This window comes from Streptococcus parasanguinis (assembly GCF_964238605.1).
In the GTDB taxonomy this organism is placed as follows: Bacteria; Bacillota; Bacilli; order Lactobacillales; family Streptococcaceae; genus Streptococcus; species Streptococcus parasanguinis_AJ.
This window is the reverse complement of sequence record NZ_CAXSMM010000001.1, coordinates 191,128-213,001: the sequence shown is the minus strand read 5'-3', so window position 1 is coordinate 213,001 and position 21,874 is coordinate 191,128. Positions and strand designations below refer to the sequence as shown.

Annotated in this window: 19 protein-coding genes; all 19 read left to right on the top strand. The window is 43.0% G+C overall.

What is annotated here, in order from left to right:
- Nucleotides 1-83 precede the first annotated feature (83 nt).
- Nucleotides 84-356: a 30S ribosomal protein S16 gene (gene rpsP / locus ACESR9_RS01065; RefSeq protein ID WP_003007475.1), complete on the top strand. Its 273-nt coding sequence runs from the start codon at nucleotides 84-86 to the stop codon at nucleotides 354-356.
- A gap of 20 nt (nucleotides 357-376) precedes the next feature.
- Complete coding sequence (gene kphA / locus ACESR9_RS01060; protein ID WP_003001620.1) at nucleotides 377-616, top strand: RNA-binding protein KphA; 240 nt, start codon at nucleotides 377-379, stop codon at nucleotides 614-616.
- A gap of 42 nt (nucleotides 617-658) precedes the next feature.
- Nucleotides 659-991 (top strand): MazG nucleotide pyrophosphohydrolase domain-containing protein, encoded by a 333-nt coding sequence (locus ACESR9_RS01055; protein ID WP_003001737.1) that lies wholly within the window; start codon nucleotides 659-661, stop codon nucleotides 989-991.
- A gap of 75 nt (nucleotides 992-1,066) precedes the next feature.
- Entirely contained in the window at nucleotides 1,067-1,849 is a 783-nt protein-coding gene (locus tag ACESR9_RS01050; RefSeq protein ID WP_070675480.1) for an alpha/beta fold hydrolase, read from the top strand.
- A 36-nt stretch (nucleotides 1,850-1,885) separates the two neighbouring features.
- Complete coding sequence (gene rimM, locus ACESR9_RS01045; RefSeq protein ID WP_070675786.1) at nucleotides 1,886-2,404, top strand: ribosome maturation factor RimM; 519 nt, start codon at nucleotides 1,886-1,888, stop codon at nucleotides 2,402-2,404.
- Nucleotides 2,394-3,110, top strand: coding sequence for a tRNA (guanosine(37)-N1)-methyltransferase TrmD (trmD, locus tag ACESR9_RS01040; RefSeq protein WP_003007469.1), 717 nt, complete (start codon nucleotides 2,394-2,396; stop codon nucleotides 3,108-3,110). The genes rimM and trmD overlap by 11 nt, the downstream gene beginning before the upstream one ends.
- A 138-nt stretch (nucleotides 3,111-3,248) precedes the next feature.
- Nucleotides 3,249-5,570 carry a CAP domain-containing protein gene (locus ACESR9_RS01035; protein ID WP_070675475.1) on the top strand — a complete coding sequence of 774 codons (2,322 nt, stop codon included), beginning with the start codon at nucleotides 3,249-3,251 and terminating at the stop codon, nucleotides 5,568-5,570.
- A 228-nt stretch (nucleotides 5,571-5,798) separates the two neighbouring features.
- Nucleotides 5,799-6,542: a DeoR/GlpR family DNA-binding transcription regulator gene (locus ACESR9_RS01030; RefSeq protein WP_031573070.1), complete on the top strand. Its 744-nt coding sequence runs from the start codon at nucleotides 5,799-5,801 to the stop codon at nucleotides 6,540-6,542.
- On the top strand, nucleotides 6,539-7,450 hold the full coding sequence (gene pfkB, locus ACESR9_RS01025) for a 1-phosphofructokinase (protein WP_031573073.1): 912 nt from the start codon (nucleotides 6,539-6,541) through the stop codon (nucleotides 7,448-7,450). Before ACESR9_RS01030 ends, pfkB begins: the two co-directional genes overlap by 4 nt.
- A complete protein-coding gene (locus ACESR9_RS01020; protein WP_070675462.1) occupies nucleotides 7,447-9,414 on the top strand; it encodes a PTS fructose transporter subunit IIABC in 1,968 nt (655 codons plus the stop codon). Before pfkB ends, ACESR9_RS01020 begins: the two co-directional genes overlap by 4 nt.
- Nucleotides 9,415-9,545: 131 nt before the next feature.
- On the top strand, nucleotides 9,546-9,920 hold the full coding sequence (locus tag ACESR9_RS01015) for a DUF1149 family protein (protein WP_003001888.1): 375 nt from the start codon (nucleotides 9,546-9,548) through the stop codon (nucleotides 9,918-9,920).
- A 3-nt stretch (nucleotides 9,921-9,923) separates the two neighbouring features.
- The gene (fakB, locus tag ACESR9_RS01010; protein WP_070505525.1) at nucleotides 9,924-10,772 is read left to right on the top strand and encodes a DegV family protein; all 849 of its coding nucleotides are present in this window, start codon (nucleotides 9,924-9,926) and stop codon (nucleotides 10,770-10,772) included.
- 10 nt (nucleotides 10,773-10,782) lie between these two features.
- Nucleotides 10,783-11,550 carry a 4-hydroxy-tetrahydrodipicolinate reductase gene (gene dapB / locus ACESR9_RS01005; protein WP_049483617.1) on the top strand — a complete coding sequence of 256 codons (768 nt, stop codon included), beginning with the start codon at nucleotides 10,783-10,785 and terminating at the stop codon, nucleotides 11,548-11,550.
- Nucleotides 11,547-12,758 (top strand): CCA tRNA nucleotidyltransferase, encoded by a 1,212-nt coding sequence (locus ACESR9_RS01000; RefSeq protein ID WP_070665365.1) that lies wholly within the window; start codon nucleotides 11,547-11,549, stop codon nucleotides 12,756-12,758. Before dapB ends, ACESR9_RS01000 begins: the two co-directional genes overlap by 4 nt.
- Nucleotides 12,755-14,623, top strand: a complete 1,869-nt coding sequence (locus ACESR9_RS00995) for an ABC-F family ATP-binding cassette domain-containing protein (protein ID WP_373105029.1) — start codon at nucleotides 12,755-12,757, stop codon at nucleotides 14,621-14,623. The genes ACESR9_RS01000 and ACESR9_RS00995 overlap by 4 nt, the downstream gene beginning before the upstream one ends.
- Nucleotides 14,624-14,632: 9 nt before the next feature.
- A complete protein-coding gene (locus ACESR9_RS00990) occupies nucleotides 14,633-15,151 on the top strand; it encodes a hypothetical protein (protein WP_371494897.1) in 519 nt (172 codons plus the stop codon).
- A gap of 85 nt (nucleotides 15,152-15,236) precedes the next feature.
- Complete coding sequence (locus ACESR9_RS00985) at nucleotides 15,237-16,196, top strand: ROK family glucokinase (RefSeq protein WP_021153285.1); 960 nt, start codon at nucleotides 15,237-15,239, stop codon at nucleotides 16,194-16,196.
- A 78-nt stretch (nucleotides 16,197-16,274) separates the two neighbouring features.
- Entirely contained in the window at nucleotides 16,275-17,114 is an 840-nt protein-coding gene (locus ACESR9_RS00980; protein WP_045759489.1) for a thymidylate synthase, read from the top strand.
- Between the two features lie 203 nt (nucleotides 17,115-17,317).
- Nucleotides 17,318-21,874, top strand: a 4,557-nt coding sequence (locus ACESR9_RS00975) for a CshA/CshB family fibrillar adhesin-related protein (protein WP_373105024.1), incomplete at its 3' end; no start/stop codon positions are given.

The window sequence follows — 21,874 nt, the reverse complement described above, 5'->3', positions numbered from 1 at the left end:
ATAAAATGTGTTATAATAGATCATGTGCTAAATAGCTTGTCTATTTCACCGAAAATTAAAATATAGAAAAGAGACTTATAAAAATGGCAGTTAAAATTCGTTTGACTCGTATGGGTTCTAAGAAAAAACCTTACTACCGTATTAACGTAGCAGATTCACGTTCACCACGTGATGGACGTTTCATCGAAACAGTTGGAACTTACAATCCACTTGTTGAAGAAAACCAAGTAACTTTGAAAGAAGACCGCGTTCTTGCATGGTTGGCTGATGGAGCTCAACCTTCAGATACAGTTCGCAACATCCTTTCAAAAGCTGGTGTGATGAAGAAATTCCACGATTCTAAATTCTCAAAATAATTTTTTAAGTAGGTTGATGTATGGATACGATTGAAAATCTCATTATTGCAATTGTGAAACCCTTGATTTCACAACCGGATGCTTTAACCATCAAGATCGAAGATACTCCTGAATTCTTGGAGTATCACCTTGACCTTGATCCTAGCGATGTTGGTCGTGTAATCGGTCGGAAAGGTCGCACCATTTCTGCGATAAGAACGATTGTCTACTCTGTCCCAACTGAAGATAAAAAAGTAAGAATCGTTATTGACGAAAAATAAAAGGCGGGGCTTTGTCCCGTTTTTTTGTTGCAAGGAGAAGGAATGAGAGATTTAACAGTCAGACAACTAGAGGAATACTTACTTGATCATTATCAACAATCTAGAACAGAAGAAGGACTTTTTATCAAACTAGTAGAAGAAGTTGGAGAAGTCGCTGAGGTTTTAAATGGACGTTCAGGTAGAAAAGAGGGGGTCCAAGATTCAAACGAGGAATTGGCAAAGGAGTTGGCAGATATCATTCACTACACAGTGGCAATTGCAGCTATTAACCATATCGACCTAACGAAGACCATTTTTGAAAAAGACAAGAAGGCAGCCATCAAGTATCAGCATGAACAAGATTTGGAGCAGTTTCTAGCAGAAAAGAGCATTTGAGAAAATCCTCTGAACGTGATAAAATAAAACCTAAGAATGTTAAGTGAATTGTTGTTTAGAAAGGGTTGTTTTGATATGAACCGATTTGAAGTAACTACAAAGATTGGTTGTCTCTCTGTTACTTATGAAAAGAGAAATAAAGTACTAGTTTGTTTAAATGGTGCTGGTTTGATACCGAGTTATGAAAATTTTCTACCAATACTTGAAAAACTTCCTTCTTCAATAGGTTACTTAACGATTGATTTTCCGAATACAGGTAGGAGTCCGATTCATAGTCAAACAGGATTTAATTTGGATAATCTTGTTGAAGCGGTATTCGAAATCCTGAAAGGGTTGGAAATTTCTGATTACATACTTTGTGTTCATAGTTTAAGTGGTGTTTTGGCTTTAAAGTTAATGAGTAAACCAATTAAGTGTCAAGCTTTGATAGCAATTGAACCAACAACAAAAAAAATAATGTTTGCTGATTTTTCAAAAAATCCTTATCCAGAAATGGAAGAGCAAATGAGGATGATTGAAGAATGTGGTCCGGAAAATTATTTTAAGGGACTAACTCAAGCAACATTTGAACCTGAAACTGATAGACTGATTTGGGAATTGATGGAAGAAAAGGGTTTAGAATTGGAAAAGCAAGTTCCTGGATTTCAGATATCTGTAACTATTACCGCTGAAGATTTTGATAGTTTGTCCTTAGCAGATAATATTCCTGTTTTCGTATTTTGTCAGGCGTATAGAGAAAAAGAGTACAGAGATTCAGAATATTGGAATTCTAATACAAAACTCATTCTAGGTGGAAACCACCACTATCTACACTGGTCAGAATCGGAAAAAATTGCAGCTCTTATTAGAGAACTGTAGAGATAAATTAATTAAAAGAGAAATGTAGTGAATAAAATGAATTACTTTAACGTTGGGAAAATTGTTAATACCCAAGGATTACAAGGAGAGATGCGGGTCTTGTCTGTGACAGACTTTGCGGATGAGCGCTTTAAAAAGGGAGCAGAGTTGGCTCTCTTTGATGAGAAGGATCAGTTTGTCCAAACGGTGACCATTGCCAGTCACCGCAAGCACAAGAACTTCGATATCATCAAGTTTAAGGATATGTACCATATCAATGCCATCGAGAAATTCAAAGGATTTAGCCTCAAGGTTGCAGAAGAAGACTTGACAGATTTGGAGGATGGCGAGTTTTATTACCATGAGATCATCGGCCTTGATGTTTATGAAAATGACCAGCTAATCGGTCAGATCAAGGAAATCCTGCAACCAGGTGCCAATGATGTCTGGGTCGTGAAACGAAAAGGCAAACGAGATCTTCTCTTGCCTTATATCCCACCAGTCGTCTTAAATATCGATATCCCTGGAAATCGTGTGGATGTAGACATCTTAGAAGGGTTAGACGATGAAGATTGATATTTTAACCCTCTTTCCAGAGATGTTTTCGCCTTTGGAGCATTCTATCGTCGGAAAGGCCCGTGAAAAGGGACTTCTCGAGATCAACTACCATAATTTCCGTGAAAATGCGGAGAAAGCGCGCCATGTGGACGATGAACCCTATGGGGGTGGGCAAGGCATGCTTCTACGAGCTCAACCGATTTTTGATGCCTTTGATGCCATTGAGAAGAAGAATCCACGCGTGATCTTACTGGACCCTGCTGGTCGGACTTTTGACCAAGCCTATGCTGAAGAATTAGCTCAGGAAGAGGAATTGATCTTTATCTGTGGCCACTATGAAGGCTACGATGAACGGATCAAGACCTTGGTGACAGATGAGATTTCTCTGGGAGATTATGTTCTAACGGGCGGTGAGCTAGCAGCCATGACCATGATTGATGCGACAGTCCGCTTGATTCCAGAGGTGATCGGAAAAGAATCCAGTCACCAGGATGACAGTTTCTCCTCTGGTCTCTTAGAGTATCCTCAATACACCCGGCCTTATGAATACAGAGGAATGACAGTTCCAGATGTTCTTATGAGTGGCCATCATGAAAATATCCGTCAGTGGCGCCTCTATCAGAGTTTGAAAAAGACCTTAGAACGTCGTCCAGACTTGCTAGAAAACTATGAGTTGACAGCAGAAGAAGAGAAGATGTTGGAACAAATTAAACAAGAAGACTAACAGCGTCAGCTGTTTTTCTTTTGCCTCAAAAATTTATGAAAAAAACTTTTAAAACCTACTAGTTATTGGTAACAAAATGTGGTATGCTAAGGGGTAGAGAAACTTCAAGAAAATGATTAAGTTTTGGGGGTGAGTTTAATGGGAAAGAAATTAGGAAAATCGGTTTTCACGACTGGGATTGCTGCAACAACAGTCCTATCTGGTATGTTTCATCACAAAGCAAATGCCGAAGAGGTCAAGCAAAATGAAAATCCAGAAACCAACAGCACGGAAGTAGTTGAAAAACCAATTACAGTTGATGAGTTGAAGCAAATCACAGCTCAAAAAGGGCAAGTGGTGAAAGATGTCCACTACCAAGAGCAAAAAGTGATCGATGCTCAAACAGAAGTCAAGGCTGCTGGACAAGAACTGGAAGAAAAGAAAGCAGAAGTGACGGATGCGGAAAACCTCATCGCAACGACTTCGGATGCCCAAGTTCAGAATGCAGAAAATGACGTCAAGGTGGCTCAAGCCTATGTGACTATTGAAGAAAATAAGGTTCGAGAAGCAGAAGCTGCTCATGACCAAGTCGTAGAGGCTGTTCGTCAACAGGAAAATCAGGTTACTGCTCAGGAATCTTTGGTCGATGTAGCACAAAATGAATTGAACCAAGCCAAAGCACCGATTTCAAATGATGAGAATGTACTCAACCAGGCTTTGTTGGAGCAAAGTCAAGTCGAGCAAAGTATCCGAGAATCTCAGAATCATCTTGCAACCTTGCAAGCGAGTCAGCAAACTGGCTCAGATACTGTGGCTCAAATTGAGAACGACATTCAACTGGCTCAAACGCGTCTAACAGATTTGAAAGCGGTCATCGCTACCAAGGAAGCAGAATTGGCAGCCTTAGAACAAGCAGCGGCCAATAGCCCAGTTCAGTTGAGTCAAGCGACTTATGAAGGTTATTTGCAACACTTAGCAGACAATGGCAATGAAGCTGCAGCGAGCGCTTTAGCCCTCTACAAACGTGGTCGTGAAGAAGACGGCTTAACGGTTGGAGAGTCTGGATCCTTGCAAGCTAACCTCCGAGCACTTGAAATTGCTGATGCTATCAACGCTTATCGTCGCAATGCCGGCTTGCCTGAATTGGAACTGGATCCCTATTCCCTTCCAGCCAGTCAAGTACAGTTGGAATACTTCAAAAAAGCCAACTGGCATATGTTTAAGTATTTGCCAAACGAGAACATCGCTTATGGCTTCTCACCTGCTGGTGCGGTTGACTTTTGGTACAATGAAAAAGCGGCTTATCAGGAAGTAGCGGCTCAATATGGTCTACCAACAGACGAAACACAAATCGATGCCAATGACATTTATATGAAAATTGGGGCTGAGGCCTTTGCGAAGGTTGGTCACTACCTCCAAATGGTAGACAACAAAGCGACAGCTTTATCAGTCGCTTATGACCCAAGCAATGCTATGTCAGAAGCAGCTTTCTTACATAGTCCGGTCCATTCAGCAGTGTCAACCAGTGCACTCGCTTACCAATTGCGTCAGGGAGCTGGCGCAACGACGACAAGATCAGATGTGAAAGCAAAATCTGATGAAGTCGCTAATCTCAAGTTAGACAAGGCCAATCAAGAGTCTCAAATCATTATCCTGCAAGGCAAGTTAGAAGATGCCCGCCATGCTAATTCAAACGTGGCAGTAGAGATGGCCAATGTCCAAAAGACCATCCAAAATTACAAAATTCTTCTTGTTAGCAAGGACCATGCGGTTGAAAAGGCGAAGGCGACTCTTGATGTATCTCGAGGTCGGATTGAAGCAGCTATCCAGCCAAAAGAAGCAGCCCTTCAAAAAGCGAAGGATTTGTTAGCGGCTGCGCGTGAGAAATTAGATCTTTTAAAAGCTGAAGAAGCAGAAAAAGCCCAAGTCGTTCAAGAAGCGCATGAGGGCTTGAAGGCGGCGCAAGAGCGCCTGGTTGCTGCTGAAAAACGTCTTTCTGACTTTAAAAATGCTCCAGAATTATTGGTCAAAGCCCAATCTGTTTTATCAGCTGCTGTGGCTAATTTAGAGAATAAAAAAGAAAAATTGGAAGCAGAATTCACAATCCTGCAATCTTATCAAAGTGTCGTGGAACTGTTGAATTCCCAATATGAAGATCTAGCGTCACGAATGGATCCAGCTATTTTAGAAGCAGCAGATATGCCAATGGATATCCGCTCAAGCAATCCAACAACTTTCTCGGATAGACCAACGGTTCTTCCAACAACTACCAATAGTCCACAAGTGCAAGCACCAACAGCTACTCCAGCTCCAAAACAAGAAGCCAAAGTAGAAGAGATCAAACCGAAAAAAGAAAACAGCCAAGCTGTGGCTGGATCTGATTCCTCCAAATATGCAGTAGCAACAACAGGTGTTGCCGTTGGGTTACTTGCTGGATTGTTTGGTTTCAAGAAAAAGAAACAATCTTCAAAAAATGATTAAGACATACCGAAGATAGAATAGATGCTTAGACACTTTATTGCTTAAAATCTTCAAAGAAGATATATGAGGGTGGGAAAAGAACTCTTTTAACAAAATGAGTTCTTTCCTGCTCTTTTTTTTACACTTTTAGAATTTTTGAAAGAAAATGATAGAAATTGATAAAAAGTGTTGACATTTTTTGGAGATGGAGTATAATAGTCCTTGTAATCGATTGCAAAAGGAGGAGAAATGCTTAAGTCTGAACGAAAACAATTCATCCTCGAGAAGGTACTGAAGGAAAAATTTGTTTCCTTAGAAACCCTTGTACAAGAGCTAGGGACGTCTGAATCAACGGTTAGACGTGACTTGGATGAATTAGAAGCTGAAAGTAAACTTCGCCGGGTTCACGGCGGTGCGGAAAGCCTGCATTTTCTTCAAGAGGAAGAAAGCAATAAAGAAAAATCTATCAAAAACATTCAAGTTAAGTCAAAGATCGCTGTAAAAGCGGCGGAATTGATCAAAGATCATGATGTGATCTTTATCGATGCCGGGACGACCAATGAACTTTTAGTACAAGAAATTGTCAATCCAACAGTAACCGTGGTGACCAACTCGATTCACCATGCGACCAAGTTGGTCGAGCGAAATGTTCCAACGGTCATCATCGGTGGGAAGGTAAAATCTTCTACAGATGCTAGTATCGGAGGGATCGCCCTCAATCAGATCGGTCAGTTGAATTTTGACAAGGCCTTTCTTGGAATGAATGGAATCGATGATGAATTTTACAGCACTCCAGACCTGGAAGAAGGATCTGTCAAGCGTGCGATTATCGAAAATGCGAAAAAAACCTACATCCTAGCGGATGATTCGAAAATTGGGGTGACATCCTTTGTCAAAGTGGCTCCTATTAAGCGAGCCATGATTATCACCAATCAAAGTGAACCGCAACGATTAAAGGTTTTAAAAGAAAAAACGGAGGTTATAGAGGTTTGATTTATACAGTTACACTGAATCCAGCAATTGACTATATTGTCCGTCTCGATCATGTAGAGACCGGAGCGGTCAATCGGATGGCTTCGGAAGATAAATTCGCCGGTGGTAAAGGGATCAATGTCAGTCGTGTTTTGAAGCGTCTCGATATCGAGAACACAGCGACTGGATTTATCGGTGGTTTCACCGGACGCTTCATTGAAGACGTACTGACCAGCGAAGACATTTCCACCAACTTTGTGACAGTGGACCAAGATACACGGATCAATGTCAAGATCAAGGCTGATGAGGAAACAGAAATCAATGGGAATGGTCCAGAAGTAACGGAAGCTCAGTTGCAAGAATTGCTCAACATCTTATCGAGCTTAACAGCAGATGATGTGGTAGTCTTTGCAGGATCTGCCCCATCTTCACTTGGAAATGCCATTTACAAACAATTGATCGCAGCAACACGTGCGACAGGTGCGCAAGTGGTTTGTGACTTTGAAGGACAAACCTTGATTGATTCCTTGGAGTTCAATCCCCAATTGGTCAAACCAAACAACCATGAATTGGGAGATATCTTTGGCGTTACCTTGACGGAATTGCCAGAAATTGAACGTTATGCTAAAGAAATCTTGGCCAAGGGTGCACAAAATGTCATTATTTCCATGGCGGGTGATGGTGCTCTCCTCGTCAGTCCAAGCGGAACTTACTTCGCAAAACCAATCAAGGGTCAAGTGAAGAACTCTGTCGGGGCTGGAGATTCCATGGTTGCTGGCTTCACTGGGAAGCTCGCAACGACGGGAGACGTCATCGAAGCCTTCAAATGGGGCGTGGCTTGTGGAACAGCAACCACCTTCTCAGATGATTTGGCGACAGCTGACTATATAAAAGAAACTTATGAAAAAGTAGAGGTAGAAAAACTATGAAAATTCAAGACGTTTTAAATAAAAACGTGATGTTGTTTGACCTTCAGGCAACAGATAAAGAGGGCGTGATCAATGAGATGGTCCAATCGCTCGTTGACAATGGTGTGGTGACAGATTTTGACACTTTCAAGGCTGGAATCATGAACCGTGAAGCACAAACTTCAACTGGTTTGGGTGACGGAATTGCCATGCCCCACAGCAAAAACGAAGCAGTCAAAGAAGCAACAGTTTTGTTTGCAAAATCAAACAAGGGTGTGGACTATGCATCACTTGATGGCCAACCAACAGACTTGTTCTTCATGATCGCAGCTCCAGAAGGAGCCAACGACACTCACTTGGCAGCCCTTGCTGAATTGTCTAAGTACTTGATGAAACCAGGTTTTGCAGACAAACTTCGCCAAGCAAGCACTCCTGATCAAGTGATCGCAGCCTTTGATGCAGAAGAGCAAGAAGCTGCAGCTGAAGAAGCGAAAAAAGCAGAAGCGGTCAAAGAAGCAGCTTCATCTGACAAACCTCTCATCGTTGCCGTTACAGCATGTACAACAGGTATCGCCCACACTTACATGGCAGAAGAAGCCCTCATCAAAAAAGGGGAAGAAATGGGTGTTACAGTCCGCGTTGAAACCAACGGGGCATCTGGTGTCGGTAACCGCTTGACAGCTGAAGAAATCGCAAAAGCTGAAGGGGTCATCATTGCAGCTGATAAAGCAGTTGAAACCGCTCGTTTCGATGGCAAAAAATTGATCTCTAAACCAGTCGCAGCCGGTATCCGTCAGACAGAAGAATTGATCCAAACCATCTTGGATGGAAAAGCAGATGTCTTCCACGCTGAAAATGCAGCACAAGCTAGCGCTAGCCAAGAAAAATTGAGCTTGGGTGGAGCTTTCTACAAACACCTGATGAGTGGGGTTTCTCAAATGCTCCCATTCGTTATCGGTGGTGGTATCTTGATCGCCCTTGCCTTCTTGATCGACCAAGTTCTTGGTGTGCCTCAAGATCAATTGTCTAGTCTTGGTTCTTATCATGTATTAGCAGCACAATTTAAAACAATTGGTGGAGTAGCCTTTGGCTTCATGCTTCCTGTACTTGCAGGTTACATTGGATTCTCAATCGCTGAAAAACCTGGTTTTGTAGCAGGATTTATTGCTGGATCTATTGCTAGCTCAGGTTCAGCATTTGGAAATATCGCCTACGGTGCTGCTAAAGGTGAATTACCAGCAGCCGTATCATCAGGTTTCCTTGGAGCTTTGGTAGGTGGTTTCCTTGCAGGTGGAGTTGTTCTCTTACTTCGCAAAGCCCTTGCAGGTCTTCCACGTTCACTCGATGGTATCCGCTCTATCCTTCTCTTGCCATTACTTGGTGTTGGTTTGACAGGATTCTTGATGTTCCTCATCAATATTCCAATGGCTGCTATCAATACTGGTCTTAACAACTTCCTTTCAAGCTTGTCAGGTAGCTCAGCTGTCCTTCTTGGACTTCTCGTCGGCGGTATGATGGCTGTCGATATGGGTGGACCAGTTAACAAAGCCGCTTATGTCTTCGCTACAGGTACACTTGCTGAATCTGTTGCTTCAGGTGGTTCTATTGTTATGGCAGCTGTTATGGCAGCTGGTATGGTTCCTCCATTGGCAGTATTCGTAGCAACTGTATTGTTTAAAGATAAATTCACACAAGAAGAACGCGATTCAGGTTTGACAAACATCGTTATGGGTCTTTCCTTCATCACAGAAGGTGCCATTCCATTCGGTGCAGCTGACCCAGCTCGTGCCATCCCTAGCTTCATTGCTGGTTCAGCATTGACAGGTGCCCTTGTTGGTCTTGCAGGCTTGAAACTCATGGCTCCTCACGGAGGAATCTTCGTTATCGCTCTTACATCAAATCCACTTCTATACATCTTGTTCGTATTGATCGGTGCAGTCGTAAGTGGTATCTTATTCGGATTGCTTCGCAAACCTAAAAACTAAATATGATTAAAAGGTTGGGAATGCCCAACCTTTTCTTCTTGTACTAGCGAAAAAATCACCTCATTCGGCGTTGGTATCTTGAGCTGAATTATGATATAATAAGCCTATCGCATATTTTTAGGAGAATAAAAATGGATATTCAACGTGAAAAAGAATTTGTCAGCCAATACCACTATGACGCTCGTAATTTTGAGTGGGAAAAAGAAAATGGGATCCCTGAAACAAAAGTAGATGTAAACTTTCAATTGATCAATCGTGATCAAGAACAAAACACGACTTCTTTGATTGTCATCTTGAGCTACATGATCGTTTTTGACGGTTTTGTGATCAGTGGAACTATCACTCAAATCAACCACTTGTTTGGTCGTTATGTCAATGAACCAAGTGAATTCAGCAAAGACGAAGTGGAAGAATTGGCTCGCCCTTGCTTGAATATGCTCAACCGTTTGACTTATGAAGTCACAGAAATTGCCCTCGATTTACCGGGTATTAATTTGGAGTTTTAATCAATGAAATTAGCAGTGATCACGGATTCGTCTGCCTATTTAACGCAAGACGTGCTCCATCACGACGACTTATTTATTTTAGAGATCCCGATCTATATCGACGGGGAGTCTTATGTTGAAGGGAAGAACCTGACACACGATGAGTTCTACCAAAAGATGGCGGCGTCTAAGGAATTGCCAAAGACTAGCCAGCCGAGTGTTGCAGAGTTAGAAGAAGTATTATCTGGTTTGACAGCTAAGGGCTATACGCATGCTATCGGTCTTTTCTTGTCATCAGGTATTTCTGGTTTCTACCAAAATATCCAATATTTGAAGGACGAATTCGAAGGCTTGACCGTCGAATTTCCGGATTCAAAAATCACCAGTGCTCCTCTAGGAATGATGGCAGAAGACTGCTTGAAATGGTCTGGTGAAGGCCGTTCCTTCGATGAGATTGTGGCCAATGTCCAACACCAGATTGATGGAACCTCTGCCTATATCATGGTGGATGATTTGAACCACTTGGTTAAAGGTGGTCGTCTGTCAAATGGTGCTGCTATTCTTGGAAACCTCTTGAGCATCAAGCCCATTCTTCATTTTAATGATGAAGGCGTGATTGAGGTCTTTGAGAAAGTCCGGACGGAAAAGAAAGCCATGAAACGCTTGGTAGAGATTGTTGTATCAGATATCGCAGATGGTCATTACCAAGTCTTTGTCATCCATGCCAATGTTCCTGAAAAAGCAGAAGCACTTCGCCAACTGCTCATGGAAGAAGGAGTGGAAGGTGACATTCCTTTTGCTACCTTTGGAGGGGTGATTGGGACGCACTTAGGTGACCATAGCTTAGCAGTTGGCTATATCCCTATCGTTTAAGGAGAATTCTATGTCCATTAAAGTCATTATCGCAGGTTTCAAGGGAAGAATGGGACAAGCAGCCTACAAGATGGTTTCTGGAGATCCTGAGTTAGAATTAGCTGGCTTGATCGATCCATTTACTGATGAGACAGAGGTTGCAGGAGTCCCTGTCTTTAACCGCAAAGAAGATGTTGTGGGTCTAGAGGCAGATGTTTGGGTCGACTTTACCATGCCCAAGGTAGCTTACGAGAATACTCGCTTTGCAATTGAGAATGGCTTTGCGCCTGTTGTGGGAACGACTGGATTCACTCCTGAGCAGATCCAAGAATTGATAGACCTTTCACGTGAAAAGGATTTGGGTGGCTTGATCGCGCCGAACTTTGCCATTGGAGCCGTGCTCTTGATGCAATTTGCAGCGCAAGCAGCCAAGTATTTCCCGAATGTAGAAATTATCGAATTGCACCACGATAAGAAAAAAGATGCACCGAGTGGAACAGCAATTAAGACAGCTGAGCTGATCTCAGAGAAGCGCGAGAAGATCCAGCAAGGTGCAGCAGATGAAGAAGAGTTGATGCCTGGAGCAAGAGGGGCAGAGTTTGAAGGGATGCGCATCCATTCAGTTCGATTGCCTGGCCTAGTCGCTCACCAAGAGGTGATTTTTGGTAGCCAAGGCGAAGGGTTGACTCTCCGTCATGATTCCTATGATCGTGTTTCCTTCATGACAGGAGTAAATCTAGGGATTAAAGAAGTTGTCAAGCGTCATGAGCTTGTTTATGGTTTGGAACACTTACTATGAGATTAGAAAAGATGCCTTCTGAGTTTCAGGAGGCTTTACCAATATTAGAGAAGATTAAAGCAGCTGGTTTTGAGGCCTATTTTGTAGGGGGATCTGTCCGTGATGCCCTCTTGGATCGTCCAATTCACGATGTCGATATCGCTTCCTCCTCATACCCAGAAGAGACCAAGGCCATTTTTGATCGAACAGTGGACGTCGGTATCGAACATGGGACTGTCTTAGTTCTTGAAAATGGTCAAGAATATGAAATTACGACCTTCCGGACGGAGGATGTCTATGTCGATTATCGTCGTCCGAGCTCCGTGTCTTTTGTACGCTCACTAGAAGAAGACCTCAAGCGCCGTGATTTCACCGTCAATGCCTTTGCCTTAAATGAAAAAGGAGAAATTGTTGACCTCTTTCATGGACTAGAAGATTTAGAAAACAAGGTCCTTCGGGCGGTTGGCCTTCCTCACGAACGGTTTAACGAAGATGCACTCCGGATCATGCGAGGCTTTCGCTTTCAAGCCAGTCTCGGCTTTGAATTAGAAGAGGCAACTTTTGACGCTATGAAGGAGTGTGCGCCATTACTTGAGAAGATTTCCGTAGAGCGCACCTTCATCGAGTTTGATAAACTCTTGATTTCTCCATACTGGAGACAGGGCTTGGAGGCTATGCTAGCAAGTGGAGCCTATCACTATCTGCCAGAGATGAAGGATCGTAAAGAAGCGATCGAGCGTTTGTTTGACATAGAGTTGGAATATACTTTTTCAACTTCTGAGCAAGCCTGGGCTGCTTTGGTCTTAGCACTAGAGATTCAAGATATTCCAAAATTCTTTAAGAAATGGAAGACCTCTAGAGACTTTGCTAAGACGGTGGAGCAGATCGTGGAGATTCTAAAGCTCCGAGAAAATGGAAGCCTAGACAAGCGTGCCTGCTACAAGTATGAGAAACGTTTGTTACTGGTTGCTGAAGAGCTCCGTGAAGCTTATGCCTTGAGTGTGGATTATTTGGCCATTGAGCGTGTCTATGATAGCTTGACCATTCATGATAAGCATGAAGTGGTGGTCAATGGTGGCATGCTGATCAAAGAATATGGTTTTCAACCAGGTCCAGCCTTGGGAGAGATTTTGACAAAAATTGAATATGCCATTGTCGATGGGGAGCTGGCCAATGAAAAAGAAGCCATCATTGCCTATATCCAGCAAGCAAAAGAGGAGGAAAAATGAGCGATTTTATTGTCGATAAATTAACCAAATCTGTCGGAGATAAGACCGTCTTTCGTGAGATTTCCTTTATCATTCACGACTTGGATCGGATCGGATTGATCGGGGTCAATGGGACTGGAAAAACCACGCTGTTAGATGTATTGTCAGGTCGCTCTGGCTTTGATGGCGATGTGAGTCCTTTTTCTGCCAAGAGTGATTATACGATTGGCTACTTGACGCAGGAACCTGACTTTGATGATCAAAAGACGGTTCTGGATACGGTGTTGTCTAGTGATTTGCGTGAAATGCAGCTCATTCGCGATTATGAATTCTTGATGGCGGATTACCGAGAAGAGAACCAAGCCCGTCTTGAAAAGGTCATGGCGGAGATGGATTCGCTCAATGCTTGGGAAATCGAGAGTCAGGTTAAGACGGTCCTTTCTAAGCTTGGAATTGAAGACTTGAACGCCAAAGTTGGGGATCTATCTGGGGGCTTGCGTCGTCGGGTGCAACTGGCACAAGTTTTGCTGTCTCACCACGACCTGCTCTTACTAGATGAGCCAACCAACCACCTGGACATTGATACCATCGAATGGTTGACCAATTTCTTGAAGAACTCTAAGAAAACTGTGCTTTTCATTACCCACGATCGCTATTTCTTGGATAATATCTCGACACGGATCTTTGAGTTGGATCGAGCTAGCTTGATCGAGTATCAGGGCAACTACCAGGATTATGTTCGCTTAAAGGCTGAGCAAGACGAGCGTGATGCAGCCCTTCTTCATAAGAAGCAGCAACTCTATAAGCAGGAGTTGACCTGGATGCGGCGTCAACCCCAGGCGCGTGCGACCAAGCAACAGGCTCGGATCAATCGTTTCCATGATCTTAAGCAAGACTTGTCTAGTCAAAGCAACCAGACAGATTTGGAGATGAACTTTGAGACCAGTCGGATCGGAAAGAAAGTCATTGAGTTTAAAGATGTGAGTTTTGCTTATGAAAACAAGCCAATTTTACAGGATTTTAACCTCTTGGTGCAAAATAAGGACCGCATCGGGATCGTCGGGGATAATGGTGTCGGCAAATCGACCTTGCTTAATCTGATCGCCGAACGACTCCAGCCTCAGTCAGGTCAAGTCATTATAGGAGAAACCGTGCGGGTGGCTTATTTCTCTCAACAGATTGATGGGTTGGATGAAAGCAAGCGCGTGATTAATTTCCTCCAGGAAGTTGCTGAGGAAGTGAAGACGACCGTTGGGACGACATCAATTGCAGATCTCTTGGAGCAATTTCTCTTCCCACGTTCCATGCACGGAACCTTGATCGAAAAACTCTCCGGTGGTGAGAAGAAGCGGCTCTTTCTCTTAAAACTCTTGATTGAAAAACCAAATGTGCTTCTCCTCGATGAGCCGACCAATGACTTGGATATCGCTACCCTGACAGTTTTGGAAAACTTCCTTCAAAACTTTGGAGGTCCCGTTATTACCGTTAGCCACGACCGCTATTTCCTAGACAAGGTTGCAAGTAAGATCCTGGCTTTTGAAAACGGGGGCATTCGGGAGTTCTTTGGCAATTATACGGATTACCTGGATGAAGAAGCTTTTGAAGCAGCTCAAGTAACGGCCAGTCACAAGGTTGAAAAAGAGAAACCTGTCAAGCCAAAAGAAGAGAAGAAGCGCATGAGCTATATGGAAAAGCAAGAGTGGGCGAGTATTGAAGCAGATATCGAAGCCATTGAAAATCGGATCGCAGAGATTGAAGTGGAGATGAATGAAAACGGCTCTGACTTTGGCAAATTGTCAGCCCTTCAAAAGGAATTGGATCAGGAAAATGAGCGATTGCTTGAAAAGTACGATCGCTATGAATACCTGAGCGAATTAGATGAATAAGGAGGCCCTATGAATCAATTGAACCGGATATCCCTTGGGATTTCAGCCACTATTTTTACCATTATCGGTATCGTCTTGTTTATCAATCCGATTGAGCACATCGGCTCATTTAGCTGGTTGATTTCTTGTGGCTTCTTTTTAATTTCCCTTTCGCGTTTTTCACGCTATTACCGATTGCGCCAGGCTGGTATCATTCAGCAGCAACAGCTCTTTCACAGTATGGTTGCCTTAGTGTTCGCGGTTTACTTGCTACTATATGGCTACAAGACCTTACCGATTGTCTTCCCAGTTACCTTAGGGATTTGGCTGATTTATCGCTCCGTTTTAAATTTCCGAAAAGCTAACTTCTATTCCAAGAAGATTGAAGAGCTTTCCAAGCGCTATATTTTCTTTGCCTTGGTGCAACTCTTTATCGGCTTGTTCTTAATTGTCAGTCCGTTATCAATCAGTGTCATTCTCCTGAATATTATTGGTTTGATTTTCCTGCTTCTAGGACTTCAATCCTTCAGTCTCTTGTTAAAAAGTTAAGAAAAATTACGTGCAAACCTTTGCGTTTGATAAAAAGTCTGATATAATAGATCTGTAAGTGTTTACAGGTTGAAAGGAGTAATAGATGTCTAAAAAAATTATTGGGATTGACCTTGGAGGAACTTCCATCAAGTTTGCTATCCTCACTTTAGATGGGGAAGTTCAAGAAAAATGGTCTATTAAAACAAATATTTTGGATGAAGGTAGCCATATCGTCGACGATATGATCGAATCAATCGCGCATCGTTTGAAGATGCTTGAACTTGATGCTTCTGAATTCCAAGGAATCGGAATGGGATCGCCTGGTGTTGTTGACCGTGAAAAAGGTACAGTTATCGGGGCCTACAACTTGAACTGGAAGACCCTTCAACCAGTTAAAGAAAAGATTGAAAGTGCCCTTCATATTCCATTCTTCATTGATAACGATGCCAACGTTGCTGCTTTGGGTGAACGTTGGAAAGGGGCTGGTGAAAACCAACCAGATGTCGTATTCATGACACTTGGTACAGGTGTCGGCGGTGGTATCGTCGCTGAAGGTCGTCTCTTGCATGGTGTACGTGGAGCTGCTGGTGAGCTTGGTCACATCACGGTTGACTTTGATGATCCAATCCAATGTACCTGTGGTAAAAAAGGCTGTCTTGAAACGGTTGCCTCAGCAACTGGTATCGTCAACTTGACTCGTCGTTATGCCGATGAGTACGAAGGGGACTCTCAATTGAAAGTCTTGATCGACAACGGAGAAGAAGTAACGGCTAAAACGGTCTTTGACCTGGCAAAAGAAGGCGATGCTCTTGCTTTGATCGTCTACAAGAACTTCTCACGTTACCTTGGACTTGCTGCAGCCAATATTGGTTCAACCTTGAACCCGTCTAAGATCGTTATCGGTGGTGGGGTATCTGCTGCTGGAGACTTCCTCTTGGATGGTGTGCGCAAGGTCTTTGAAGAAAACTCATTCCCACAAGTACGTGAATCTACTCAATTGGCGCTTGCTACTTTGGGAAATGATGCGGGTGTCATCGGTGCCGCATCTCTAGTATTACAATAAGATTAAAAGGAGATTTGCCTCTCCTTTTTTCTTTATCCTGTGATATAATGAAAGCAATAGTAGATTAAAGGAGGAGATATGACAAAAGCAGATACCATTTTTAAAGAGTATATTCGGAAAATCATGGAAGAAGGTGTTTGGTCTGAACAGGCCCGACCTAAATACAAGGATGGTAGAACGGCCAACTCCAAGTACATCACGGGAGCCTTTATGGAGTTTGATCTCTCAAAAGGCGAGTTTCCTATCACGACCCTTCGTCCCATCGCGATTAAATCAGCCATCAAAGAGATGCTCTGGATCTACCAGGATCAGTCGAATAGCTTAGACCTGTTAGAAGACAAGTACAATGTCCACTACTGGAATGACTGGGAAGTAGGGGATAGTCGTACTATTGGTCAACGCTATGGTGCTGTGGTCAAAAAGCATGACATTACCAATAAAATCCTCAAACAATTAGAAGCCAATCCTTGGAATCGCCGCAACATTATCTCGCTTTGGGATTATGATGCCTTTGAGGAGACCGACGGACTCTTGCCATGTGCATTTCAAACCATGTTTGACGTGCGGCGCGTGGATGGGGAAATCTATCTAGATGCGACCCTGACCCAGCGTTCGAATGATATGTTGGTGGCCCACCATATCAATGCCATGCAATATGTTGCTCTTCAGATGATGATTGCCAAGCATTTTGGCTGGAAGGTCGGAAAGTTCTTTTACTTCATTAATAACCTTCATATTTATGATAATCAATTTGAACAGGCTGAAGAGTTACTCCGTCGGGAGCCTTCAGATTGTCAGCCGCACTTGGTTTTGAATGTACCAGATGGAACCAATTTCTTTGACATCAAACCAGAAGATTTTGAGTTGGTCGATTATGATCCAGTGAAGCCACAGTTGAAGTTTGATCTTGCGATTTAGTGATAAATCAAGGTTTTTTGATGCCCTGATCTATGGGTGAAATCCTTTCAGAATTAAAACAATTTCAGCTAAAAATTTTTACTCATTTTTGAGTCAAAATATTTTGAATATCGTTCGGGTTTTGTTAAAATAGATAAGGTTTGTAAAAACTAAACAATTTTAAAAAGAATGTTAATTTATAGATAAATATGGAGGTCCATTAGATGGGGAAAGACTTATTTAATGATCGTATTAGCAGATTCTCAATTCGTAAACTGAATGTGGGTGTTTGCTCAGTACTTTTAGGAACACTTGTCATGGTTGGGACAGCTGCAAGTGCAGCCGCAGAAGAAAAGACAGATACGACAAGTGAAAGTGTAGCAGCAGTTGCAACAGCGTCAGAAGCGCCTGAAGCGTCAACAGCTACAGCAACTTCAGCAACATCAACAGCTGCAACGACATCGACTTATGATGCAAACGCAGCAATCACTGCACCAGAGACTTCAACTGCTGCAGCAACATCAACAGCACCTGCTTCAACTAGTGAAGCAAGTAGCACAAGCACAGCAGCGTCTGCAGCCTCAACTGCACCGAAAACATCAACTGCTGCAACACCAAAATTAGAAGCAACTACACCAGCAAACAAGGCAGTAGAAGCAGCTGCAACAAGTGCAGATAAAAAAGAAACACCAACTCTTTCAGCTGGACAAGGTGTAACAGCAAACAATACAGTCGTAACGGAAGAGACAGCCAACACTTCTCGCCGTCGTACTCGTCGTGCTCTCGGCGATGCCAATGATCCAAGCTTAATCGGGGATGACGTTGTCGATGCAACTTCAACTCCAAAGGTTGAAAAACCAGGATATACAACAGACCTTGACGCAAAATCTTTGACTAGCCAGATTACATGGTTGGACTTTGGAGATGTAGCCAACTGGACAGGAACCACTACGACATTAGTACCTGCCGCCGAAACTAAACCAACTGAAAACTTACAAGAGAAAATGGCTCTTCAAGTTGGAGCTACCTATACTAAGGAAATCATGCCTGGATATGTGGTGACCATCAAAGTTAAGTCTTTGAAACCCTTCCAAGCAACTGAAATCTATAAGAAGCGACTAGAAAGCCAAGGAGCTACTGACGCAGAAAAAGCAACCTATGATCCAAATGCTCGAAACGGTTTTGTCAATAATTCAAGTTCACCTACTTCTAAGTTACATTTCAATAACGGTGATGAGGCCATGATTACCGCAGAGCCTCAAAATGGTTATACCGAAGTTAAACATGAAGGAATTGATACCAAAGCCAAGAAGACAACCATTGCTTCAGCGATAAATGGTGGAAATATTGGTGTGCAATTTGAAATTTCTGCCACCTTCCGTGGTAAAGTTGTTAAACCGGCTATTGTAATGGCTGATGGAGAGTCTGCCAACCCTGGTGAATTTGTTATGTTCACTACCAACGGACAAGGTTGGCAACATCTTGGAGAATGGAAAAAAGATTATAAAAGAGATAGTGTACCGTACATGATACAAGATACGGATAATCTTTTTGGCCCTAACCCTACTACTACTATTAATGGTAAATCATTCTACGGAATTAACCTTAACCAACTTCGCGGGTCTACTTTAGTTGGCCCAGATAAGAAACCAGTTGCTTGGAAGTATTTTGGAAACCCTGACCAAGTAACTGGTGGTCTTGGGACTGGTGTCTTTGGGCCAAATATTTCTGCAGGCGTTTCCTCTGTTCCCCTTGTTATGACGCGTGGTGCCTCTGAAGTGGGACTTTACATCGCTTCGGGTGGTAAACAGTCTGCTATGCTAGGGTTCTTCCCACTTGATGAAGGGGATGCTCCTGAGTCATATGGTAAAGCAGTCCATACCATTGCAACTGTTGACGGTGTTACTGGAGCTAAAGTAAATCAACCGTATCTTGGTAACGTGAGCCCAGATATGGATGAGAATACGACTCTCGACTGGTTCGGTGATGATAAGGCAACTACGGCCGATGAAGGAATTAACCAATTGCTTCCGGATGAACTCAAAGGGACAACCAATGAGATGATCAAGATGGATCGTACACGCCCAGGTAACTACAAAATGTCAGTTCAAGCCCATTTGGATGGAGCTTCAGAAGCACATATCTATGGTTGGGTAGACTTTAACCAAAATGGTAAATTCGACGAGGATGAACGCTCAAATCTCGCTACAATCACACAAGATGGCACTGTTGAGTTGACCTTTGCAAACAGCAAGACTTACGTCGACCCTAGCGTTAATGAACTAGGTGCTCGTGTCCGGATTGCTAAGAAAGCTACTGAGATTGAAAACCCAACTGGTATGGCCTTCTCAGGGGAAGTAGAAGACTTCAAAACTCAAATCACCCACCCACCAAAAGGGGAATTCAAGGAAACTTCTGGTCCTCAAGCTACTAAACAAACAGCAACTGTAACCTTTACAGCACGTGGAGAGCACAAGTATGAACCTAACTCTAAGGCAGTTATCGACGAGACAGTAGAACCATACATCGTTGACAAAGATGGCAACCGCGCAACTCTTGATGCAGATGGTTACTATGTTGTCCCAGGTCAAGGGAAGTACAAGATTACTGCCAACGGTAAAGATGTAGACGTTGAGTTTATCCCAGAAGATAACTTCCTAGGAACAGCTGATGGTATTTCTATCCGTCGTTCAGATAACAACGGTTACGATACTGGTTGGTCAACCAAATTCCCAGACCAAGAACCAAACATTGATGGTCAGTTGAATACCATGGATGGTCTTTACATCCCAACAGTTACTCCGATTGAAATCGAAGGTGTTGACAAAACTTCAACTGATGTTCAAGGTGCAACTCAAAAAGAAACTCCGACCTTTAACACAACTGCGACTAACTCAAATGGGGACAAGATTGCAATCACTCCAAGCGCAGAATATCCTGCTAAGTTGGTAGACCCAGCTACAGGTCTTACTACGGATGCGTCATCTGTAACAGTTGAAGGCGAAGGAACATACACAATTAATCCTACAACAGGTGAAGTAACCTTCACTCCAGAACCAAGCTTTACTGGTACAGCCAAAGGTGTGGATGTTACATTGTCAGCGCCAGTTGGACGCAATAAAAATGGTAAGGTTCAAGAGGAGTACATTAAGACAGCTACAGCTAAGTACACTCCAACTGTAACTCCAATTACCATCACTCCAACAGACAAAGTTTCTACGGATGTTCAAAACGTTCCTCAAACCCAAACACCAACCTTTGATTTGAGTAACGACAAGACTGCTGAAATCACAAGCAAGAAATTGGTGGATCCAGCAACTGGTCAACCAACTGATGAAACAACAGTGACAGTAGCAGGTGAAGGTAGCTATACTATCGACCCAACAACTGGAGCAGTAACATTTACGCCAGAAAAAGACTTTGTTGGTACTGCAAAAGGAGTAACTGTTCAGGCAACTGCTACTATTACAAATGCTAATGGTAAGACTGCAACCATTACTTCAGATGCGACCTATACACCAACTGTTGTGCCAGCAGTTCCAACTGCAAACCCTGCAACTTCAAAAGATATCCAAGGTGCAACTCAAACCGGTACACCAACCTTTGCAGGAACAACTGTTCAAGTAAATGGTGAAGATAAAGCTATTACCATTAAAGACAATAGCTACACATTGCTAGATAAAGATGGTAACGAAGTTTCATCGACACCAGCTTATGCCGCTGATGGTACAACTGAAATTGGTACTTACTCAATTGATTCAGCCACTGGTCAAGTAACTTTCACACCGACTGATAAATCATACACTGGTGCAGTCACACCAGCCAAGGTTCAAGCTGAAAGCTCAAACGGTATCAAGGTGGACACAACTTACACGCCTGAAATCGTTCCAGTAACACCAACAGCAACACCAGCTGAAACAGAAGATATCCAAGGTGCCACTCAAACAGGTAAACCTGAATTCAAAGGTGGAACTGTAACGGTTGATGGCGTTGAAAAGACTGTTGAAATCAATGAAGACGTTCCAGCAAAATTCGACGACGGCTCAACAACTAAGACCGTTGAAGGTGTTGGTACTTACACAGTAGCAGCAGATGGAACTGTGACATTTGTTCCTGAGAAATCATTTGTCGGAACTGCACCAGCCGTGACCGTTGTCCGCGAAGATAAGAACGGAACAAAAGCTTCTGCAACATACACACCAACTGTATTACCTGTAACTCCAACTGCAACTCCAGCAGAAACAACTGACATTCAAGGTGCAACTCAAAAAGGTAAACCTGAATTCAAGGGTGGAACTGTGACAGTTGATGGCGTTGAGAAAACTGTTGAAATCAACGAAGATGTTCCAGCAACATTTGACGATGGCTCAACTACTAAGACAGTAGATGGCGTTGGTACATACACAGTGGCAACAGACGGAACGGTAACCTTTGTTCCTGAGAAATCATTTACTGGAACTGCTCCAGCAGTGACAGTTGTTCGTGAAGATAAGAACGGAACCAAAGCTTCTGCAACGTATACACCAACTGTAACTCCAGTAACACCTACTGCGACACCAGCTGAAACAACTGATATCCAAGGTGCTACTCAAACTGGTAAGCCTGTATTTACTGAAGGCGACAGCCGTGTGCCAATGAACGATAATGTTCCAGCAACATTTGACGATGGCTCAACTACTAAGACAGTTGACGGCATTGGTACCTACACAGTAGCAGCAGACGGAACTGTAACCTTTGTTCCTGAGAAATCATTCACAGGTAAAGCACCAGCCGTAACTGTT